At 42.4% G+C, this 22,420-nt stretch carries 21 protein-coding genes; 8 read left to right on the top strand and 13 right to left on the bottom strand.

Translation table 11 applies throughout. The annotated features are described in order from the left end of the window. Positions 1-45: 45 nt before the first annotated feature. The 3 genes from C8D84_RS09730 to ahpF form a co-directional block, all read right to left on the bottom strand. Entirely contained in the window at positions 46-891 is an 846-nt protein-coding gene (locus C8D84_RS09730; RefSeq protein ID WP_109591791.1) for a hypothetical protein, read from the bottom strand. A gap of 88 nt (positions 892-979) precedes the next feature. After that, positions 980-1,660, bottom strand: coding sequence for a hypothetical protein (locus C8D84_RS09735; protein ID WP_146192892.1), 681 nt, complete (start codon positions 1,658-1,660; stop codon positions 980-982). Positions 1,661-1,954: 294 nt separating this feature from the next. Next, the gene (gene ahpF / locus C8D84_RS09740) at positions 1,955-3,532 is read right to left on the bottom strand and encodes an alkyl hydroperoxide reductase subunit F (protein ID WP_109591795.1); all 1,578 of its coding nucleotides are present in this window, start codon (positions 3,530-3,532) and stop codon (positions 1,955-1,957) included. A 502-nt stretch (positions 3,533-4,034) separates the two neighbouring features. On the opposite strand from ahpF, the gene C8D84_RS09745 reads away from it, so the two are divergent. Next, positions 4,035-4,283 carry a YdcH family protein gene (locus tag C8D84_RS09745; protein WP_045444089.1) on the top strand — a complete coding sequence of 83 codons (249 nt, stop codon included), beginning with the start codon at positions 4,035-4,037 and terminating at the stop codon, positions 4,281-4,283. A 173-nt stretch (positions 4,284-4,456) separates the two neighbouring features. Here C8D84_RS09745 and ahpC read toward each other — a convergent pair whose 3' ends face one another. Continuing rightward, a complete protein-coding gene (gene ahpC / locus C8D84_RS09750) occupies positions 4,457-5,023 on the bottom strand; it encodes an alkyl hydroperoxide reductase subunit C (protein WP_045453533.1) in 567 nt (188 codons plus the stop codon). Positions 5,024-5,371: 348 nt separating this feature from the next. On the opposite strand from ahpC, the gene C8D84_RS09755 reads away from it, so the two are divergent. Together C8D84_RS09755 and C8D84_RS09760 are read left to right on the top strand one after the other, a co-directional pair. Beyond that, on the top strand, positions 5,372-6,280 hold the full coding sequence (locus C8D84_RS09755) for a hydrogen peroxide-inducible genes activator (protein ID WP_109591797.1): 909 nt from the start codon (positions 5,372-5,374) through the stop codon (positions 6,278-6,280). Between the two features lie 45 nt (positions 6,281-6,325). After that, positions 6,326-7,009, top strand: coding sequence for an HD domain-containing protein (locus C8D84_RS09760; RefSeq protein ID WP_109591799.1), 684 nt, complete (start codon positions 6,326-6,328; stop codon positions 7,007-7,009). On the opposite strand, the gene C8D84_RS09765 is transcribed toward C8D84_RS09760, so the two are convergent. From C8D84_RS09765 to C8D84_RS13995, 7 genes are all read right to left on the bottom strand, one after another. After that, on the bottom strand, positions 6,987-7,592 hold the full coding sequence (locus C8D84_RS09765; RefSeq protein ID WP_109591801.1) for a methyltransferase domain-containing protein: 606 nt from the start codon (positions 7,590-7,592) through the stop codon (positions 6,987-6,989). The genes C8D84_RS09760 and C8D84_RS09765 overlap by 23 nt on opposite strands. Positions 7,593-7,746: 154 nt before the next feature. Continuing rightward, positions 7,747-8,415, bottom strand: a complete 669-nt coding sequence (locus C8D84_RS09770; RefSeq protein WP_109591803.1) for a M48 family metallopeptidase — start codon at positions 8,413-8,415, stop codon at positions 7,747-7,749. A gap of 2 nt (positions 8,416-8,417) precedes the next feature. Then, positions 8,418-9,959 (bottom strand): DUF1513 domain-containing protein, encoded by a 1,542-nt coding sequence (locus tag C8D84_RS09775; RefSeq protein ID WP_109591805.1) that lies wholly within the window; start codon positions 9,957-9,959, stop codon positions 8,418-8,420. A gap of 3 nt (positions 9,960-9,962) precedes the next feature. Beyond that, positions 9,963-11,111 (bottom strand): imelysin family protein, encoded by a 1,149-nt coding sequence (locus C8D84_RS09780; RefSeq protein WP_109591807.1) that lies wholly within the window; start codon positions 11,109-11,111, stop codon positions 9,963-9,965. Positions 11,112-11,258: 147 nt separating this feature from the next. Then, complete coding sequence (locus C8D84_RS09785) at positions 11,259-12,938, bottom strand: di-heme oxidoreductase family protein (protein WP_228244530.1); 1,680 nt, start codon at positions 12,936-12,938, stop codon at positions 11,259-11,261. A 293-nt stretch (positions 12,939-13,231) separates the two neighbouring features. Continuing rightward, positions 13,232-14,692: an imelysin family protein gene (locus C8D84_RS09790; RefSeq protein WP_109591809.1), complete on the bottom strand. Its 1,461-nt coding sequence runs from the start codon at positions 14,690-14,692 to the stop codon at positions 13,232-13,234. A 484-nt stretch (positions 14,693-15,176) separates the two neighbouring features. Beyond that, on the bottom strand, positions 15,177-15,830 hold the full coding sequence (locus C8D84_RS13995) for an OmpA family protein (RefSeq protein WP_055124860.1): 654 nt from the start codon (positions 15,828-15,830) through the stop codon (positions 15,177-15,179). Between the two features lie 351 nt (positions 15,831-16,181). Between C8D84_RS13995 and C8D84_RS09800 the strand changes: the two genes are divergently transcribed. From C8D84_RS09800 to minE, 5 genes are all read left to right on the top strand, one after another. Continuing rightward, positions 16,182-17,144: an acyltransferase gene (locus tag C8D84_RS09800; protein ID WP_109591811.1), complete on the top strand. Its 963-nt coding sequence runs from the start codon at positions 16,182-16,184 to the stop codon at positions 17,142-17,144. Between the two features lie 340 nt (positions 17,145-17,484). Then, positions 17,485-18,546: a hypothetical protein gene (locus C8D84_RS09805; protein WP_372885647.1), complete on the top strand. Its 1,062-nt coding sequence runs from the start codon at positions 17,485-17,487 to the stop codon at positions 18,544-18,546. A 126-nt stretch (positions 18,547-18,672) separates the two neighbouring features. After that, positions 18,673-19,554 carry a septum site-determining protein MinC gene (gene minC, locus C8D84_RS09810; RefSeq protein WP_109591813.1) on the top strand — a complete coding sequence of 294 codons (882 nt, stop codon included), beginning with the start codon at positions 18,673-18,675 and terminating at the stop codon, positions 19,552-19,554. Between the two features lie 450 nt (positions 19,555-20,004). Beyond that, a complete protein-coding gene (gene minD, locus C8D84_RS09815) occupies positions 20,005-20,820 on the top strand; it encodes a septum site-determining protein MinD (protein ID WP_045444058.1) in 816 nt (271 codons plus the stop codon). Further along, entirely contained in the window at positions 20,820-21,110 is a 291-nt protein-coding gene (minE, locus tag C8D84_RS09820; RefSeq protein ID WP_055124765.1) for a cell division topological specificity factor MinE, read from the top strand. Before minD ends, minE begins: the two co-directional genes overlap by 1 nt. Positions 21,111-21,219: 109 nt before the next feature. On the opposite strand, the gene C8D84_RS09825 is transcribed toward minE, so the two are convergent. Together C8D84_RS09825 and C8D84_RS09830 are read right to left on the bottom strand one after the other, a co-directional pair. Further along, positions 21,220-21,747, bottom strand: a complete 528-nt coding sequence (locus C8D84_RS09825; RefSeq protein WP_109591815.1) for a cytochrome b — start codon at positions 21,745-21,747, stop codon at positions 21,220-21,222. Between the two features lie 146 nt (positions 21,748-21,893). Beyond that, a complete protein-coding gene (locus C8D84_RS09830) occupies positions 21,894-22,409 on the bottom strand; it encodes a hypothetical protein (protein WP_109591817.1) in 516 nt (171 codons plus the stop codon). Positions 22,410-22,420: the final 11 nt, after the last annotated feature.

A 22,420-nucleotide genomic window follows, 5' to 3' on the forward strand; every position in this document is an offset into this window, starting at 1 on the left:
GAGCCGGTAGTTCTCAATGAAACACCTAACTAGCTGTAGATAACATCATTGTAGTGGATAATCTTTAGGTGCTTGATACCCTTTTTTTGGCTCGTATTTTATTGTATAGACCTGATTGTTATAGGTATTCTTTTTTGAGGCATCATAGTTATACTCATGATCGTTGACTGTAATTTCTAGCGGGTAAAACCCATTTATCAGCGCCGTTTTATCGATATTGAGCTTGGCTTTAAGCAATGTGCAATATTCTACCTTTCTATCTTTACTGCAACCTGAAGGCGCTGTCGATTCATTATAGTACTCAACTTCCGCTGCTATGTGACTGTCTATAATCTTTCTCGATTTAGAGTCTGGTGTCATGAGGATATATTCAGAAAAAGATTGATTGTAGTGCGAGTCACTATGAATATTAATAAATCCCCACTTATCAGGGGCAACTTGTATCAGCTTCCAGTCTTTTAGAGCTTTACCAGAGCTGCCTGCATTCATCGCTGGATTGGCAGATTCTACTTCCCAGCCTGAACCTTGTGGCTTTAGAACAAACATGCCTACTAGACCAGAAAAGACGTGTGCTCCATACGCTTCGCTACCATCTTCATGAAAAGCGACGTCACCAATGACTGATATGTATAACCGTTTACCTTGCTTGGTTCGTACCTCCAGTTGTCTATCAATCTCAATGCAATATCCGCTTTGATGCGGTGTTTCTTCGCCAGATGATGAACCATTATTAGCAATGATACCTCGACACTGCTTAGCCTCATTATAGATAGGATAGTATTCATTCAGAATCTCATTAACGCTTTTTGCCGATGCAACATTTGATAAGCTCATAAGCGTAATCGCACCAACAACGCTTAAAGCTATTTGTGATAGTTTGAAGTTTGTCATACTTTATCTTTCCCTAAACGCTTAACAGTTATTTTTTGCGACAGCTGCAGCGTGATGTACATTACGATATAAACAATAAAGTCGACACTTAAAAACTGACATCTTTCATTGGATAATCATTAGGTACTTGATACCCTAATCGGGGCTGATATTTAATAAGATAGACTTGATTTTTATATACCTTATCATCTTCAAAACCGTTTAGCGTAATCTCTAATGGATAAAAACTATTAATTATCGTCTTCTTATCAACGCCTAGCTTAGCCTTTAAAAGTGTACAAGTACTGGCATCAGGATTGCTACAACCTCCTGCTGACCCAGATCCTCCATTAGAATGTTCATACTTGGCTTCTACCCAGCTTCTTCTAATATTACTCTTGTCTGGCGTAAGTAACACAAAAGCCGAGCCTGAATGAACCCAATGCGAGTCACTATGCATATTAATAAATCCCCACTTATCAGGGGCAACTTGTATCAGCTTCCAGCCTTTTAGCCCTTTACCAAAAGCACCTGCATTCATCGCTGGATTGGCAGATTCTACTTCCCAGCCTGAACCTCGTGGCTTTAGAACAAACATGCCTACTAGACCAGAAAAGACGTGTGCTCCATACGCTTCGCTACCATCTTCATTAAAACCGATGTCGCCAATGACCGATATATATAACCTTGTACCCTGCTTGGCTTGTACCTTTAATTGTCTATCAATTTTAATACAGTAACCGTTTTGATAAAGTGTGCCTTCGCCATCTGATGAACCGTTATTAGCCATAATACCTCGACACTGCTTTGTCTCATTATAGATGGGATAGTATTCATTCAGAATCTCATTGACGGTTTGCCCTGCATAAGCATTGGTTACACTAAATATAAACGATATAAAAACTAGACATTTAACCCAATGATTATTTTTGCGAATTGCATATTTATTTTTCACTATTAAGGTTCTCATAAAATATTAACGAACATAAGTTAATTTATAAATTTTTACAAGTAGTATATCAGCACCCATAAAAAACCACCTCAAAAGAGGTGGCTTGTTAGACTGACTTTAGCGTGAAATAACTTACTGCATTACCAAGTATTCAAACGCTGATAATGCCGCTTTGCTACCTTCACCCATCGCAATATTAATTTGCTTAAATGGCACAGTAGTCACGTCACCACAAGCAAAGATACCTTTACGATCAGTACGGCAGCGCTCATCAATCTCAATTTCACCAAAACGGTTCAAATCAACAAAGCCTTTAACAAACGCAGAGTTCGGTACTAGACCAATCTGTACAAACACCCCTGCCAAGTCACGCTCATGAGTATCACCTGTACTGCGATCTTGATACACGATCGAAGTCACTTTACCATCAGTCGCTTTAATTTCTTGCGTCGCTGCGCCAGTGATAAATTCGATATTGGCTTTTTCTTTGGCTTTGTTAATCAATACCTGATCCGCTTTTAAATCATCCGCGAACTCAAGCACAGTCACATGCTTCACGATACCAGCAAGATCTAATGCCGCTTCGATACCAGAGTTACCACCACCAACGACAGCAATGTCTTTACCCTTGAAGAATGGGCCATCACAGTGAGCACAGAAAGCCACGCCTTTACCGATGTTCTCTTCTTCACCCGGAACACCAAGCTTACGCCACTGAGCACCCGTCGCTAAGATAATACTGCGTGTCTCAAACGTCTCACCCGTGTTTAGATGAATGCGATAGTTTTCATCTTCTGTCTCACTGATTTCTTTGACGCTGACATGCTCTTTTAAAGTAATATCGTATTCGCGTAAATGTTTTTCAAAGTTCGCTGATAGCTCAGTACCCGTGGTTAAAGGCACAGAAATCAAGTTTTCGATATCCTGCGTGTCTTTCACCTGTCCGCCGATACGATCAGCAACCATGGTGACTTTTAAGCCTTTACGAGCGGTATAAATCGCAGCGGCAACGCCAGCTGGACCTGCACCAATAATCGTCACATCTTGCTGCTCTAACTGCTCAGCATCGTCATCAGCTTCTGCTAACAAGTCAGGAAACTGCTCTTGCAACTTTCCAATCAATTTTGCCGTGTCGATGAGACCATTGGCAAACGGTTTACCATTTAAGAATACCGCTGGTACACCTTGGATGTTATTAGCATCAACCTGCTCTTGGAACAAGGCACCATCAATCATCTCGTTGCTAATACCATCGTTCAATAGTGCAAACTGGTTGAGCGCTTGTACCACTTCTGGGCAACTGTGGCAAGATAGCGATACGTAAGTTTGAAACTGTAGTGGCTTATTAAAACGCTTAATCAGCTTTTGAATACTTTCATCCAATTTTAGCGTATGACCACCGGCTTGCAAAATAGCCAAAATCAGCGAGGTAAACTCATGACCACCGGGAATACCACTAAAGACGATACCCGTATCAGTCAATTCACCATCGACATGACTGACCACTTTAAAGCTAATTGGACTTGGTAAGCTATCATCAGCTGCTGTTGCATCAAAATTGATTTTATCTGTGGTGCCAGCGATTTTAGTCAAAAAATCAATCAACTCAGCACGCTTACTATGTTCGCCACTACCCAATACAAAGGTAATTGGACGAGTCATTTTTTCGCTGTAACTTTTGATGGCATCTAATAAACTTTTATCTATCATGTTTGTTCCTCATCATTACTGGATATGTAACGGCAACTGTCATGTTGCTCGTTCAAATATAGACTATTTGGTATTAATAATTTTATCTAAAATATTATAGGCCATAAGTTTATGCCCTTTGATGTCTCTATTATCATAGGTTCTGAGGGTTTCGGCAAGCTGAGAAACTCAAACCTTATGTTTTATAAAACCAATCATTAATTATTATTTAAAATTAAATTTCAATACAAATCTAAATTATTCTCGTGGTAACAAGGCTGTTTTTTCGCTACAATCAAATGAGGTTAATAGGAAAAACTCTTATTTCCCTCGTTGCAGATTGTCTTTTATGCAAGTTTATCAAAGAAGCTTTCTGCTACTATTAGGTCTTATCCATATTGAGCTAAATAGTGTTTTGGCTTAATAAAATCAAGTCTCAAAATCATAGCAATTCATCAAAACAATCTTACGACCATGCGCGGATGCTTACTGCAAACTTGCGCTTCATAACAAGGATGACAACATGAGAAAGACTGATACATGGCAAGATAACAAAGACATTATTGCTGAGCTTAAGCTAAAAGACAGTCATTTTGCGACGATCTTTGATGAGCATACCCAGCTAGATCAGCAGATTAATCAGTTGGATAAAAACTTGGTGACACACACCAGTCGCGATGAAGAAATTGAACTGATGAAACGACGAAAACTGCATTTAAAAGATGAGATTTATAAGATAATTGATAAAAATAAACTACAATCTCATGCTTAGCGCTTCACTTATTATCACGATGCATGAATAAGAACACTTATTGATAAATAACATAAAAAGACCCCATCAACTTATGCTGATGGGGTCTTCATTTATAATGCTGATTTAACTCAAAGTAGGATATACAGCACTACAAATATCTAAAGTATTGAGCCAGTTCGTTAAATCAAGATTTAGATTTTACCAACAAGATCAAGACTTGGTTTTAGCGTTTCTTGACCAGCTTCCCAAGCGGCAGGGCAAACTTCGCCATCGTTTTCACGAACATATTGAGCTGCTTTTACTTTACGTAGCATGTCTTTTGCACTACGGCCAATACCACCAGCATGAATCTCAGCAACTTGAATCAAACCGTCTGGATCAACTAGGAACGTACCGCGTTCAGCCAAACCTGCTTCTTCGATCATGACGTTAAAGCCACGAGTGATACGGCCAGTAGGATCACCGATCATTGGGTATTGTACTTTACCGATCGCTTCTGAAGAATCATGCCATGCTTTATGCGTGAAATGAGTATCAGTAGATACTGAGTATACTTCTACGCCCAAACCTTTAAGCTCGTCATAATGAGCCGCCATGTCTTCAAGTTCAGTTGGGCAAACAAAGGTAAAGTCAGCTGGGTAGAATAAAAAGATTGCCCAGTTGCCTTTTACATCTTCTGAAGTGATGGTTTTGAATTCACCATTAACGTACGCATCAGCTGAAAATTCTGGGATTTCTTGATTAATAATAGACGCCATGATTGGCTCCTTTATAGTTGATTGATAGTTAAGTTGATTGAAATTTCTTGGTATGATTGTTTCTATTAAGCCTTTACTGCTTTGGGCTACCTGACAAACTATACGCGAATTCTATCGTTAATCCAGTTAAAAGTTTTTAATGTGATGTTTTGTTTTATTAAACTTGTTAAACTATTCTCTCTACTTTTTATCATCAGTGCATTATGCATCAGCCACTATAGAGCATGCGTCAGTCACTATACAGCCGTTAGGTTACGTTAAGATGACATCGAGTTTGGATATCGAATTGGTACACCAAATGTATCAGCATAATATATCACGTTAAAAACCCATTAATAGAGAGGTTTTATGATTACTTTACGTCAACTTGAGTTTGCTTTAGCAGTGGCCAAGCACCGTCACTTCAAACGTGCAGCAGAAGACTGTAATATCTCGCAATCGGCACTGAGCTTGGGTATCGCCGAGTTAGAAAAGCAACTGGATACGCAGATTTTTGAGCGTAATAATAAGCAAGTATTGATTACCCCTATCGGTGAAGACATTTTAACACGGGCGCAGCGAGTTTTTTCTGAAGTCAATGATTTGACCACACGCGCCCATAGCCATCAATCGCCGCTGGCGTATCCGATGACTGTCGGTATCATTCCAACGATTGCGCCTTATCTGCTGCCAAAAGTCTTACCTGCCCTGCGAGCAAATTATCCAGAATTTCGTATGACCATCGTTGAGCAACAAACGGAGCGTTTGCTAGAGCAAGTGCGTTACGGTCATATTGATACGGCTATTATTGCGCTGCCTTATGCGGTCGATGGTTTGCACAGCTTTGAGTTTTGGAGCGAGGATTTCTTTGCCGTATTCCCAAAAGATGATGTGCATGCCAAACTTGAAACCATCAACGCTGATGAGCTGGCTACCGCTAATCTTATGCTGCTCGGCGAAGGGCATTGCTTGACCGATCAAACCCTTTCTGTCTGTCATTTTGACCGTGCACAGATGAAGTCAAGCTTTTCAGATGCCAGTCTGAATACCCTTATACAGATGGCACTTGCCAATATGGGAACGACATTGGTGCCAGAAATGGCATTGGATCAGCTGCATCTGCAGAATCAAAATGCCGTCGCGATACCACTCGCTGAGAAAGGACCGCATCGTCATATTGCCTTTGTCACCCGTTTGAACTACGCCCGCGTCGATGATGTCAATTTATTGGGTAAAGTGTTTAAGCAAGCCTTTGAAGATACTGCTAATAAAGAATAATCTGTTGGTTGTAAATTGCCAGCAGTTATCAAATGAAGGTTAACGATGGACGATTTGTCGCAACTAAATACTGAGCTTGTTACGATTTTCACGTGGAATTTATCCGCTATAAGTAGCCATATCACGCTAGAGCAAGTGAGCATACTTTGGCAGAATATCGCCATACGATATAACGAGCCACAGCGTGCTTATCATAGCTTGCAACATATTCAGCAGTTGTTTGGGCAGTTTGATCAGGTTAAGGATAATTTGCATGAGCCGCATATCATTGCGTTAGCACTGTTGTATCATGATGTGATATATGAACCGACGCGCTCAGATAACGAGCTTAAAAGTGCAGAATATGCAGTAGAGTCATTAACTGGTTATTTAAATGCGGAGCAATGCCAACATATCTACGCGTTGATTATGATGACGGCTAGTCATCAAATTGACAAATGGTCAAACAAAGCTAAAGAGAGAGAAAAATACAGCGATGCCGCTTATTTACTAGATATGGACTTAAGTATTTTAGGGGTATCTTGGTCGGAGTATGAACACTATGCTCACGCTGTACGCCAAGAGTATGCGCATGTCTCAGATGACGATTATCGCGTCGGACGCATGGCAGTATTAAAAGAATTACTGGCGCATCCAACGCTTTATCTGACAGATTATTACTATGAACGGTTAGAAAAACAGGCGCGAAAAAATATTGAGCACGAAATTACGCTTTTACACGCATCTTAATAAACAGCTCACTGCCCTGCCGTGCAGGATGTGAATTATAGCTTGGCTCCATGATTTCAATATCAAAACGCTGCTCAAAACGCCGCTGATATTCAGCTTTTGTGCCACCAAACGGTGGTTCTTCTCGTCCAAAGTCTTTATCAAAGAGCAAACCAATCAGCTTACCATTCGGTTTCAGTAACGCTGCCATCTGCTGCATATACTCGTCACGGCGTGATGGGTTTATCGCACAAAAAAACGTCTGCTCAAGCACCCAATCAAACTGATACTGCTCAGGCGATAACTCAAAAAAGTCGGCACAGATTAAATGCTCCACTGGAAAGTCAGGATAACGCTCAGCAAATGCTGCAATCGGCGCAGGGGCAAAATCAACCAAGGTGACATTGGAAAACCCTTGCTCATGTAGATAACCTACCTCGTAAGCATTACCCGCACCCGGCACCAGAATCGCTTGCTCTTTGGCAGATTCGGGCAGTTGGTCAATATAAGCTTTGAGCGGTGGCGATACCTGCCCCATATCCCAACCTATACTGTCTTGCTCATAACGCTGCTGCCAAAATTCCGCTTGATTGACGTTTTCCATATGACATCCCTGTAGACAAACTTATTATTTAAACGACACGGTTTATATCGTTATGTCTTATCATATCAGGCTTATTAGAGCGTGTCTCACTTTAAAGATGGTGATGAAAATGAGGACATGCCTTACGATTATGGATATTATTTAAATGAATCGTTTAATCTAATTTTCCTGTCTTCCCTGCCAGCATATCGTGCCAATGCTGATAATCAGGCATTGCAGTTGCCACCATTTGCCAAAAGGCACGGCTATGATTGGCATGGTGCAAATGACACAGCTCATGGACGATGACGTATTCTGTGCATTCAATAGGATAAGCAGGCAGATACACAGACAACCAAATTCGGCGCGCACGCGTATTACAACTGCCCCAACGCGTATGCATTTTTTTAAGGCGTATCTCATTGGCTGTCGCACCGACAATCGGTTGCCACTTTGCAAATAATGCAGGTATCGCTTCGGCGAGATGTTGCCGATAATAGGCAAGTTTTTCATCATGGTTTAGGGTGAATGATTGCTCTACACCCCACAATGACAAGGTACTATCAGCAGTTAAAGCTTGCGCTAAAGGAAGTTGTTGTCGTTTATACTGCTCTAATACTTGCGGATGGTTTGCTATCGCCCATGACACGCGTTTCATCACAGCCTGCGCAGCTTGGGCTGGGCTAATAAATAGTGGTACAGATACCAGTAATTGATGTGGCTTTAAGCGGAAATTGATATTTTTAACCCGCTTTTTGCTGATATGTAGCTCAATACCTGCTTGCGCCAAACAATGTTTAGCGCTGTCTAATAAAAACGAATGATTTGCTGGCGGTACATTCATGCTCAGAGCGCTTGCAAGTGATTATCAAACGACATCATATGATATTTACTGTTGATAAAAATACGCTCACCTTGATCTATAGTAGCAAGTTCAGCAGCTGCCAAGCTATTAACAGTTAACGCCGCTAACTGACCTTGACCATCACTAACGATAAAACCTGATTGCTCATTATTATCTTCTGCTTTTTCAGTATTATTATTAGACAATACTGCTGCACCTGCACAATCTGGCAGGCTAACATCATCAATCAATGTACGAGTATTTAAATCGTAAATCGCTGCACAACCGCCAATTGGTGTGGTCACGCATAGTAGGTTACGCGCACTATCGACCGCTACACTGGCGATATACTGATGAAAGCGCTGCCATTGATCATTTGGCATAATAAGGGGTTTAAAATCCGTATCACCACGCTTATGGGTCAATACTAACGGCACATTGATATGCTTTTCGCCTTGGAATTGAATGCCTATCATCACCGTTCCATCGTCATGCATGGCTAGGTGACGCACGCTCATTTGATTGTGCTCAGGCATAATCTGCTCAATTAAAGCACCAGTATGACGATTAACGTAAACCAATGAAGGACACATGCTGTCTAAATTGAGCTCTTCACGCGACGCTTGCTCGGTTTTGATACCGCCGTTAGCGATCACTAACGTCTCGCCATCAGGATGCATAATCAGCTCGTGCGGACCGATACCATGCGAGTCATACTCTGCTATTTTTTTATAATTATCGTAAGCATCGTAGATACCGATTTTACCATCCAAACTTATGGTGTCATTCTCGGTCACATACAGCAATTCACCGTCTAGGCTATAACAAGCGTGTCCATAAAAATGACGGTTGTTTGCAGCGTTAATGGCGAATTTTACTTGTCCTGTCGCAGTATCAAGCACCCAGAATTTTTCGCTCGGACGGCGCCCCATCACCACGACGTCACGACTGCTATGATTCTTCATCGTACTATCTTGATCACTAAGCACAGGCTGAACGACAATATCATGGACACGTTCAGGCATGGTCGTTTGCCAAACGATTTGTCGATCAGCATCAATACCGACCACACCAAAATCATTGTCAGTATGCTGATCATCATTTGCTAAGGCGCTATTTTTTGGCATAGAGGCGACACCGCTAACCCAACAAATGGGTCGCGTCAATACGGTGGTGGTATGTGCCGCGCTAAAGTCAGCGACACTATGATGGTTGGTATTATTCTTATCATCTAGCGATAAATGATAAGCGTGTTGCCATGCAGTAGCGGCTTGCTGACAAGCGTAACTAAACCGTGCTAGCTGGGGTGTTGGTGTAGAGGTTAACGACTGCAACTGCGAACGTATGCCTATGACATAATCTTGTAAGCGGGCATCAGGCTGACGCTGCTTGCGATAACGATGATGAATACCGACAAACGCTACGGTACCCATTATAGTAGAAAGCATCGTCAATGCTGATGTTGCCAGCAGCTCATTATTAGACTGCTGATCTTCTGGCTGCGGCGGTAATTTACTTGCTGTCTTAGTATCGATAGAGTGCATTTTTTAATCGCCATCAGTACTGTTAAAGCCCACACGGATACCCAGCGTCGGAATCAATTGACGCTTAATGATACGTGTAATAGTCGTGAGGTGATCATACAGCTCTTGTTGAGTGGCTTTATCGGCAGTCCCTAAATCTTCTGGCATTTGCGCTAATAGTGTAGTGGCATCAGCAAGCGCGGTCGATAAGTTATCCGCGACTTCATTTTCATTATTGCTACCTAAGATAGCTGTCAAAACGGGATCTGTCAGTGCTTCATTCAATGCCGCCAATTTAGCATTGATAATGGCACGGCTTTGCTCTGCGGTAGCGGCTGGCAAATGACCTTTTGCCTTTCCTGTTAAGCCTAACGGTTGATCGATGGCATTAGACTTCATGGTCTCAACCAACGAGAGTAAAGAATTAAACCATTGATTCAACCCTTGATCGCTGTCAGCCGTTTTATCAATGGCTAATAGATTAGTGGCATTTCGCTGCCAGTTTTTCTCAATATCTTTTAGGCGTGTGCTCAAAGCACTGCTTGCACTCATCACATAAGCACATTGAGCAGCATCCAGACTGTCATTGGCATATAACGCTTCTTCTAATCCTGGCACCCCTTGCACGATGGCACTCTCGTTAGCCAATTGCTCGGCGGTGAGCTTAGGATTGGCAGCGATTAGATCGGCAACGCCACTGTGTACCAGACCGCGCTCATCAGGATAGTAATTAATATATAAATTACTCATGCTGGCGGTCGCTGGACCAAAGTTAATCATCTCAGCGCCTGCCCATGCTTGTGCAAGCACTAGCCATTGATCGCGCAGTGCTTGCAGCTCATCACCGCTGACTGGTGCTTGCTGACAATGCTTTTGTGCCAAATCATGCAATAAATCACTCTGTTTTGCGGCATCCGCATAGGCTGGAATGACAATGTCATTTGCCACATGGGTCAAATAGGTCTTTTCGGTCTCGGCACTAATATCGACAGCGGTAATTTTATCTCCACTACTATCTTTTTCTGCAGCGCTGGTAGATGCCGCACTGTCTTGCGCAACTTTTTGGCTATCTACTTCTGGCGCTTTATTGTCATCAGCCGGTTTAACACAGCTGATCAGCAAGCCTGCGCTTAAGGCCGATAAGGCCATCGCTAAAGCATGGTTTATTTTCATAAATTTCTCAATATTATTATCAATAATGGTTTAAATTCTACTCTTTACAAGCTCTAGTCTCTAGTGTTTGATTGGGCGGATAACCTTATCAACACTTACTTTCTCAGTTATTACCCAGTCATTTAGCATAGATAAATGACCTTATCTCTATAATGACTGTAAGAACGCATTCAATTCAGAACGACCTTGTTTGTCGAGTTTGAGTACTTTTTGCTGTTGCTTCTGGGCTTCACCGCCGTGCCATAACACCGCTTCCATCAACGTACGGGCGCGACCATCATGCAAAAATGTTGCTTGTGGATCGACCGTTTGCGCCAGACCAATGCCCCATAAAGCAGGCGTACGCCATTCATAAGAATTGGCTAAAAACTCAACTTGGATATTTTTTGCGGGTAATTTTCCAGCAATCGTGCGATCGGCAAGATCATCACCCATGTCATGTAATAGCAAATCCGTATAAGGATAAATCACTTGTCCATGCTGCTCAAGATGGTCATCGTCAGTTTTTGGCAACTGATATCTTGGTGTATGGCAACTTTGGCAACCCATATCATAAAAGCGTTTTTTGCCCGCTAGCACTAGCGTATCGTCAGCATCACGCCGATGCGGTACTGCCAAATTTCGCGTATAAAACTCCACAAACTTAGCCACTTCATCATTGACTTCGACGGGCGACTTACCATTGCCTTGCTCATCAGCCCCAGTCGTCGCATTCATACAAGCCGTCTGTGTCGGCATACAGGATTCATGAGGACGGATATTTGAGGTCAAGCCCATGTCTTCATTAAAAGCACTTTGGTTTTGGGTGATAAGCTTGGTTTGCCCTGCTTTCCAACCAAAGCGTCCAAGGGCATGCTTGCCAGTCTGTGGATCCATCACCCAGTTGAACTTACCACTGATATCGCCATTCGTACTGTTTTTATTATCAACCGCTTGTTTTTTAATCGCTTCATCCGGTATTTGCTCGAGTAACCCAAGCCCAATCATCGGTAAAGCCACTCGCGGCGACACCATCAAATCATCATCAAATGCCCCATAACCCGGTTTGGTTAAATTAAAGGTGGGCGCACGCAATGTTTCGACATGACCATCCGCAAAAGTAACAGGCTTGTCTGTCCACTGCACCGCAATTCTGGCTTCAGCAGGCACACCTTGGATACCTCGATCTTGTAGCTGACCACCATACATAGGATGAACGACTTTTTCGATAAGTGAGTTTTGCAGTTGCTGACGCTGCTCATCGGTGGTCGCTGGCATCGCAAGGCGAACAAGCAAGCTATCGGCATCGTCATCACTGGTCATAGGCGCATGACCACGACCGTCCTTGACATGGCACGACTGACAGGCAGCAACATTGAACAATGCGCCCAGACCATCGCGGCTGTCAGTGCTCGCAGGGGCAATCACCCACGGCTGCCGAAAGAACGCATTACCAATAAAAAAATGCCCTTTTCGTGATGCCGTCAAGTTTGATGAAGGTTTAGAGTAACTCTCAGCGCTGCTAATACTGATTCCTGTATCGCCACCTTGCTTGACCTCTTGCGGATCAAAGCTTGCCAATTGCTGCATTGGTACGCCAGCGAGCGTTTCGATGGTTTGGAGGCGTTCAGGTGTTAGCGTTGGGTTGTCACCATTATTAATGGCAGATTTTTCGTTTTCAGAAATATCATCAGACACACTGTCCGTCGGCTGACAAGCACTAAGGGATAGCACACATAGAATACCAAGCGTTGGCTTTAACAGGGTGGTTTTGCTGACAAAAGACGCATAAAAAGAGGCAGGGGTTTTAGCTTTAAAGATATTTGTGGTGTTCATCGTGGTGTTCATAAAGAGTACCTTAGTTCTAATCTAGAACCATTAAAATCGCATGCTATAAAGTGTTTCACTTCTAGTCGATGAGGTACAGCGATGTACTGACCTATCAGGCTATTTTAATATGGTAAAAAAACACGCTGCCAACGGTAGTCGACAACGTGTGTATTATACCTAAATCATTTTTCCATGAAAATAATTCTCATTAGCTTATAACGACTTGTCAGGCATTATCGATCAATGTTATGTCGATAATGCTATGTCAATCACTGCTATGCTTGCTGTTAAGCCAGTAAATTCGTGATCGGTTAAAACTGCGAACCTGCGTCAGCATCTAAATTGTCAATACCGACCGCTTTTGCCGCATTTTCGATACCAGCAGTCAGCTCTTGTAGGCTAGTGATACTATTTTCAATCCAGCTACGACGAGTATTTTGCTCTTCAGCTGAAATACCTTGTTTACTTACTTGACCAGCGGTGGCAATCATTTGATCAACTTTGATACCTTCTTTTTCACCTTTTTCAACAATCACATTAAAGGCGGCTTCTACCTTAGCAAAGTCAGTCGCCAATTTATCAGCCGCTTCTTTGTTGTTGGTATCGACGAGGTAGTTTTTAACACCATAACCACCAACGCTCTTACCAGCGACTGTCTTATAGTTGCCGTTAAAGACATTTTGGATACCACGGGCATTGTTGGCATAGCTTAGATGGGTCAAATCACTGAAGCATTCGTGCTCATCTTCGGTAGAGCCCGTTACAAACGCAACCTGTATACGCTCAGAAGCAAGCTCACCCAATGCTAGGCTGCCCATCTGATACATGATTTGGCGTAGACCATTATCGTATTTGCGAGCCATCAGGTCGCTACGTAAGGTATTCTCACTCTCAGGCTGCCACTCAGCTTCCATTGCAGTCAAATCATCAACCAATAATTGAGTCGCTGCTTTTAAGAACGCGCCACGACGCTCACATATACCAGCATCTTCATTGACCGTCTCACCGCTGGTACATTGACCCGCTTCAGTCGCATAATCAGTCACTGGACGATTGCCTGCACCTTCGCCAACACCGTTGTTATCTTGTCCCCATAGCATAAACTCAATCGCATGGTAGCCGGTCGTCACATTGGCTTCACTGCCACCAATCTCATTCATTTCTGCTAATAGCTCAGGCGTGATCGTGCTGGTATCTTGTTTGATACTACCGACCGTAATGCTATCGCTATTGATGATATTGTCTTGGCTATTGTATTCACCTTCATAGCCATCACTAACGTAATCAATCAGCGCCTCATCAAGTGGCCAAGCATTTACCTGTCCTTCCCAACCATCGATACTACCGAGTGCTCGTTTATCGTTGGCTGTCACAAAGCCTTCATCAAAACGGAAAATCTCAGTTTGCGAATACGGCTGGCGCGCGGCTTTATACGCCGCTTTTGCCGCATCAAGGTTTGCTTGGGTTGGTGTTGTCACATATGTCTCTACTGCCGTTTGCAAGGCTTTAGCAGTATCTAGCGAATCTTTATAAGCCGCATGCGCCATGTTTGCATAGCTGATCATCAGTCTATCGGTATAAGCTTGATCAACCGCTGATAGTTTCGTCGTATCTGCAGCGGTTGTGTCTTGCACCGCTGTTTGCGTATCGGCGGTAGTGTCCGTGTCTTCCTTGGCTTGCTTGGTACAACCCGACACCATTAACAACCCTGCAAGCGCAGCAGCTAAAGTAGTTGGTAAAATCTTACGGCTCGTTACTGTGGTAATCGTCATACATATCCTCAAAAAGTATCGCAAAAGAAAAATGGGCTTTGAATAAAGAGCATTAGGGCATATCTTCATTTTAAATAATGCTGATAAAAATGAGATGAATGACAGTCAAATGAGAAAAACAGCACACATAATATCAAAATATTGACCAGAATTTGATACTATTAGACAAAGTTTAGCTATTTTTAGTCCATTTAGAACAGCATCAAATGAACTGACAACCTACCCTAGTATCGCCACAATAACAAAGCTTTGTAAATTATAGTGTTATTGATAATCATTATCAATATTTAATTAATATTACCATTTAGCTAACGATTGTTTTATAAATGAAAGCATCAGAAATATTCTATATTGATTCGAAGCTAACGGAATCCTGATACCTAAAATCATTTTGAATTTGAAATCTAAATATCAGGCATAAAAAAAGGCCAGTTTATCACTGACCTTTTTCAACACTATAATGACAGCTAAACCATCGTATGAATTAACGTACGTTGTTTGGCGCATTGATGGTTAATTCAACACGGCGGTTTTGCTGACGACCATACTCGGTGCTGTTATCCGCAACTGGACGAGATTCACCATAAGCGACGACATTGATACGGCTAGAAGCCACACCGCGTGCGCTTAAATAGTTGGCTACTGCATAAGCACGATCGCGTGACAGTTTCATGTTATAAGCATCAGAACCTTTGCTATCAGTATGACCAGCAACCGTTATCGTGTTTTGGTTATATTCATTTAGCGTTGATGCAAGCTTATCAAGCGTTGGTCTAAATGATGGGTTTAAAGACGCATCATCAAATGAGAACGTGATGTTGCCTGGCATTACTAGGTCAATATTACCGTTCGCATTTGGCGTAACGGTTACACCTGTACCAGCCATTTGCTGCTCAAGCTGCTTGGCTTGACGCTCCATGTAGTAACCAACACCAGCACCCAAAGCTGCGCCAATCGCGGCATCACGACCTGTGTTATCACCACCTGTTGCTTTTGAAATTGCGCCGCCGCCTAGAGCACCTGCCAATGTACCAATAGCAGTTTTGTTCAAGCGTTGTTGTCCAGTGTTTGGATCAGTAGCACAACCGCTAAGAGCTAGACCTGACGCTACTGCTGCAATCATTAATGTATTACGCATAATATTTCCTCTTAAGTTTAAAAAATTATAGACAAAGTGTGCTTTTTATAAATATTTTCTGTTAATTCCATCTACATGCTTAATATACACTCGTCATTATTATGGCAATTACAATCTAATCATGTGTAATATTTTGTCACACCTGTGTATGAGAAGTGCAGAATGATTTAATGAGACTTTCACAATGATTGGATACGTTTGTGTTCTCACTGTTAACTACCCATTAGCGCAAGGTGTTATCACAAGTCACGTTTACACTCGTACACTCTGAACCGTTTCTGCTAAAATTGTGCAATAAAACTGGCAATGAATCATTTATATACTAATAAGACTGACCGAAAAGGATTTAGCATGCGATTGACATCTACTATTCGAAAAATACACGAACGCAACCCTAAATTAGGCAAAGCCGTTTCACTTGCGACAGCGACTGGGGTTATTGCAGCCAACAGCTTCGGTGGTAGTATTCCCTTATGGTTAATGGGTGTCGGCAAAGTCATCACTGGTGCTCCTATCGCAGACAAAGCGGTCATCAAAATCGCGACTTATTGGATCAGTAGCAACAGTGCTTTGATCGATGACATGTTGCCACGTAAAGATTGGCGCATCAGCTTACCCGATGACGTTCACATCAATGGCAAATATTTGCTGGTCAGCAACCATCAGTCTTGGGTCGATACCAGTATCGTGCAGTACATTAGTGAAAAACGCTTGCCATTGACACGGTTTTTCACCAAATTTGAACTGATTTACATTCCGATTGTGGGTCAAGCCTTTTACTTTTTAGACTTCCCAATGATGCGTCGGCATTCTAAAGAAGCCGTCGCTAAAAACCCTGCTCTACAAGGCAAAGACATCGAAGAAGCCAAACGCGCCTGTGCCCTGTTAAAAGACAAACCTTTTACTTTATTGAATTACTTAGAGGGCACGCGTTTCACCAAAGCCAAACATGCAAAGCAACAGTCTCCTTATACTCATTTATTGAAGCCACGGGCAGGCGGCCTATCTTTAGCCATTAACGCGCTAGGCGAAGACATCGATGGCATGCTAGATATGACCATCGTTTACCCTGATGGTGTGCCGAGTTATAGTGATTTGTGGAAAGGCAACATCAAGCGTTTGGGCGTCGATGTGCGTTATATTGAGATGCCTGATGCATTATTTAACGGTATTAAAAATGGTGGTTACGAAAATGATGACGCGGTAAAATCTCAAATGTTTGATTGGGTAGAGCAAATTTGGCAGCAAAAAGATCAGCGTATTACTGATATGTTGGCTGAGTTTGAAACGAACCCTAAAGCTCCGAATGCTTAGAGACATCGTTAACAGAGCAACGGCATACAACGGTGAATTACTTTAAGTCGTTTTAAAACTACGATTGAGCGCTGTTGTTTAAAATGCTAATGCTAAATGTCAATTTGTAAATGCCGATTCGTAAATGCTGACTGTAAACCCCAACTCATAAATGATAATGCGTAATTATAATGAAAGATGGGTTGTTTTTTGGCTCTATTCATTGATAATGTGAATAGTCATGAGCCCATGACTTTTTGACCGTTAGTGACTTGATAGCCCTGTACTATTTGAGCCGCTTGTTTTTCATGCTATTTATCATTTATAAGGTTTGACTGTGCCCGCTTCCTCTTCTACTAGCCTGCCTCTAGACTCAGCGCCTGTATCCAATCAGCCGCCGGATAATACGCTGCCACCGCCAAACCGACCAACGCCAAATCGCTTAAAACTCACTTACGATATCGTGATGATTATTGCCATCAGTATCGATTTATTATTGATTAGTATTGATGCTATCTTGATGAGTAGCTTTAGTAGCAATGCCGCAGGATGGCTCAGTATTAGCGATGCTCTCAATTGGTATCAAAATACCTTACATGAGCCTTTGCGTACCGCTGGTGGATTTTTTACCCTATTTTTGATCTTTGAGCTACTGCTACGTTGGGCGATTGCGATTAAACAAAACGTCTACTATCGCTGGTTCTTTTTTCCTTTTGTCCATTGGTATGAGGTATTGGGGTGCTTTCCGCAGCTGCGTGCCTTACGTTTATTCCGAGCGGTCATCATTGGGCGACGCTTATACCAGCTTGGTTACCAAGTGCTGCCGCAGCCATGGATCAATCGGATTAGGTTCTATATCGACTTATTATTAGAAGAGCTATCCGACCGCGTCATATTGACGACTATCCAAAACTTTCGGCAGCAACTGACCGATCCTAAAACGCATAAATCTTTTATTGAATCAACGATAACTCGTAATCGTAACGAGATTGAGGCAGCGGTGCTGTCGATACTGCGCACAGAGCTAGCACCAAAACTACAGGAGTTGACGGCATCATCAGGTGGCGGCAGTATATTAGCCAGCGAGATGGGCAATGCTATTGAAGAGGGTTTAGCCAATACGCCTGAGCTGCGTCGCTACCTACGCATGATACCGATTGCCGGTAGCTTGATTGAATCACAGCTGCAACACGTCGGGCACAATATAGGCGAAAACGTCGTTTACGCACTCAATAAACGCCTTCTAGACCCTGAACGCCTCGATTCATTGATGGTAGCGATTGCCAACGGCATTGCCAGTATCGATACGGATAATACTGCGTTAGATACCTTGATTTCGAGTATCATTGATGACAGTTTGACTGAATTTGAAGCGCAGGTAAAAGTGCAGCAGTGGAAGCATCAAGAGATGCTTCATCTATAATTCATACTGCTAATAGCACGCCCTGCCTACAAAACATTAGGCTTGGCAAGCAAATGAATGGTATGACTCGATAATAAAAACAACACCGTGGATACAGCGACAGAATTATCTCTTGAGGATTTATATATGACAGTTTCAGATAATGACAGCCAAGGCTCGAGCGCCGCACCAGCATTACCAGCATTACCAGCATTACCAGCATTGGCATTTTATGGCAAGATGCTGACTTTTTCACGTTTGCAATTTAGCACAGATGATTTAAGCGAGATAGACGCCCAGCTTGCCGCAACGCTTAGTAATAAATCTAGCAATATCCCCATCCTTATCGATAGCGAGGTTGAACAAGATCTCTCAGCATTGGTAGAGCTTTTATGTTCTTGGGGCTTACAGCCTATTGGCGTCGTGACCGGTACACTAGATGCGCAAGCCCGAGAGCAGCGATTGGCCATCTTCCCTGCTGATGGCAAACGTATTGAGCGTATTTTACCTAGCAAGAAAGCTGCACCTCAAGTGAGTAAAGCTCCCGATGATAAACATACAGAATCAGCCAGTACCAATTCAACCAGTACCAATTCAGACAGTAACAATGATACTGCAGCCATCAGCGAGTCAAACACAGAAACAACCATAGCAACCACCACAGCAGAGACATTGGTGAGCGCTGAGCATATTACCAGCCTAATTTACGATCAAATGCTACGCTCAGGACAAAGCCTGAATCACGTGGGCGGTGATTTGATTTTGACCAATAGTGTCAATAGCGGGGCGGAAGCGATTACCGATAATAGCTTGCACGTTTACGGTCGTGCCCAAGGTCGCTTGGTTGCTGGCGCTACTGGTGACAAAGATGCTCGTATTTTTTGTCAAGTTTTCAATCCTTCTTTGGTGTCAGTAGCGGGAACTTATTGCTTACGAGACAACTTACCTGAGCACGTGATTGACAAATCTGTACAAGTAAGATTTGTAGAAGGTGAAGGCTTAGTATTTACGGTAATGGATGACGCTTAAATCTTTTACCATTAAGAACAATAGATGCGTCCGTGATTTTTATAAATGTAAACAGGCTAAGCCGATTTTCATCATACATGACGCTTATCAAAAAACGTTTATTAGAAAATCTCAACAGTAGACGTTTAAACAGCGCATTTAATATTATAGTAAGTTTATTTAACAAAACTGTTCTATGATGAATCGCTAGCTCTGCCACTATCTACACTACTCGTCAGCGTCTATTTTATTATTCACAATAGGCAATATTGACCAGCAAATTCTAGGTAGCACCGCTTTGTGATCCATATATAAGCTGTTTTTCTGCTTTACTATGGACGTGCTATAAATTTTTGTTTATTTATGCTAGGCTACCTTCGCAGGTAGTGTATATATAGCATGTGAATAATGTGCAATTGCGCTATTTTTTTATATAAAAGATATCCCATTGATTCATAGGAGTGTGCCATTGTGGCGAAGATAGTTGTAATCACTTCAGGTAAAGGCGGTGTGGGCAAAACCACGACAAGTGCCTCTTTTGCCGCAGGTTTAGCATTGCGTGGCTATAAGACAGTCGTTATCGATTTTGATGTGGGTCTACGTAATCTAGACTTAATCATGGGTTGTGAAAACCGAATTGTTTATGATTTTGTTGATGTCATCACCGGTAGCGCACGCTTGTCGCAAGCACTGGTCAAAGACAAACAGCTTGAAAACTTGTATATCCTACCCGCCAGTCAAACGCGTGATAAAGACGCCCTGACAGACGAAGGGGTGGCAGAGGTTATGTCTGAGCTGTCTAAACAGTTCGACTATATTATCTGTGATTCACCAGCTGGTATTGAGCGCGGTGCACAACTCGCCATGTATCATGCTGATGAAGCGATCATCGTCACCAACCCTGAGATTTCTTCAGTGCGTGACTCAGACCGTATTATCGGTATCTTGCAAAGCCAGACCAAAAAGGTTGAAGAAAACCAAGGCTCTGTACGTGAGCATTTGATTATTACTCGTTATAATGCCGAGCGCGCAGCCGCTAACGAGATGATGGACATTGATACCATTTCAAATGATATCCTAAAAGTTCCATTACTTGGGGTTGTTCCTGAAAGTCACTCAGTGCTTGAAGCATCTAACCACGGTGAGCCAGTTATTCATTATACCGATTCAGTTGCTGGTCAATGTTATGATGACATCGTCGCCCGCTTCTTAGGTGAAGAACGCCCACTACGTCATATTGACGTGAAGAAAAAGAGTCTATTACAGCGCTGGTTTGGAGGTCAATGATGACGAAGAAAAAAGGATTTTGGAGTAGCCTATTTGGTACTGACGACAGTGGTAGCGCAGGTAGCGCTAATATGGCTACTGAGCGTCTTAAGGTTATCGTTGCGAGCGAAAATCGCTTAAACAACCGCTTAACAGCTGATCGTATCGAAAAAATGAAACGTGAGATTTTAGAAGTGGTCAACAAATATGTCAATGGCGTACAGATTGATGATGTGAATATCAATCATCGTTCTGAGGACAGTCTAGACGTACTAGAGATGAATATCAGTCTACCTGAACACAAAAAATAAGCGCTGTCTTAGAAAAACAAAAAAGCCCTAAGTATCATGACTTAGGGCTTTTTTATATGGCATAAAATAGTAGGTTTACCTATAGCAGCCTACGACTATTTTGATACCATTATTTTATACGCGCTATCAAATTGTCTTTTTTGACAAACTGATGATATAGAGCAGCACCGATATGAATAAGTGTAAAGGCAATAATGGTCGGCCAAATAATATCAGTATGCAGGTCATTATAAAAGCGTGCCAGTCCTCTATCTGGTGTGACAAATACAGGGATTTGAAACAAGCCAAAAATATCGACGGGGCGTCCACCATAAACGGACATCAGCAAACCAGCTATTGGCATTGCAATTAATAAGGCATATAAGCCAAAATGCGACAGTTTAGAGGCTAATAACTGCCACTTTGGCATCGGTACAGGTGGCGGCGCCTTAATAAATACACGATTAAGCACCCGTGCTATCATCCAACATAACAAACTAATACCAAACGCTTTATGCAACCCAATATAAAGATTGTTATCCAGATTATCGTACAACAGAATCATTATCCACGTAACCAACAGTAAAACTGCACTGATCCAGTGAAATATCCGGCTGCTGACTGGCCACTTTGACACATTTGAATTGGTACTATTCATGAGCTGTCCTATTACCCTCATCACTAATTATCTATCATCAATGTTATTGACAAAACAACCACTCATTCAACGATTAGCAATCATCAAAGTAATTGGGTAACCCTATTTCTCTGATAGTGAAAAATAACCCTGATATAAGCGAGAAGCTAACTGTCTAAATCGACCAATTGATGCGCAATTTTGTCTAAGTCGGGCACCAAATAAGCCTTATCATCAATCATAACCGTTTGGAAAAGATAGGATAGCATAACGTTTTCATCAAAAGGTAGGGCTGTTTTGTCGCTGTCTATATTATCGGCATGCTTAGGGCTGTTAAATTGCTCAGGAACGTCAATATCTTTGACCTCAGAAATACGCACTTGTCGGTGGTGCAGCTCGCCTGCCGTTTGTAAAGCTAAGCGATGATCGGCAGTATTGCCCTCTAATACAATCATGGTATCTGGCATTTGATCCTGTGGTAGCAGATGACATACCACTACCTTTTGCTGCTGCCATTCATAGGTTGCCGTGCGCTCATTATAATCATCCACACTCAAAATCAGGCTGCTTGGAATAAGCCAGTCAGGTTGGTCAAATGCTGGCACAATAGTGACATCAAGCATACCGTTATTTGTGGTCAGTAAACTCACTGCCTCAAACGAATGTTTCAAAATTTGTTTCATACATCGCTCAC

Origin of the sequence: Psychrobacter immobilis (assembly GCF_003148585.1) — a bacterium.
In the GTDB taxonomy this organism is placed as follows: Bacteria; Pseudomonadota; Gammaproteobacteria; order Pseudomonadales; family Moraxellaceae; genus Psychrobacter; species Psychrobacter immobilis.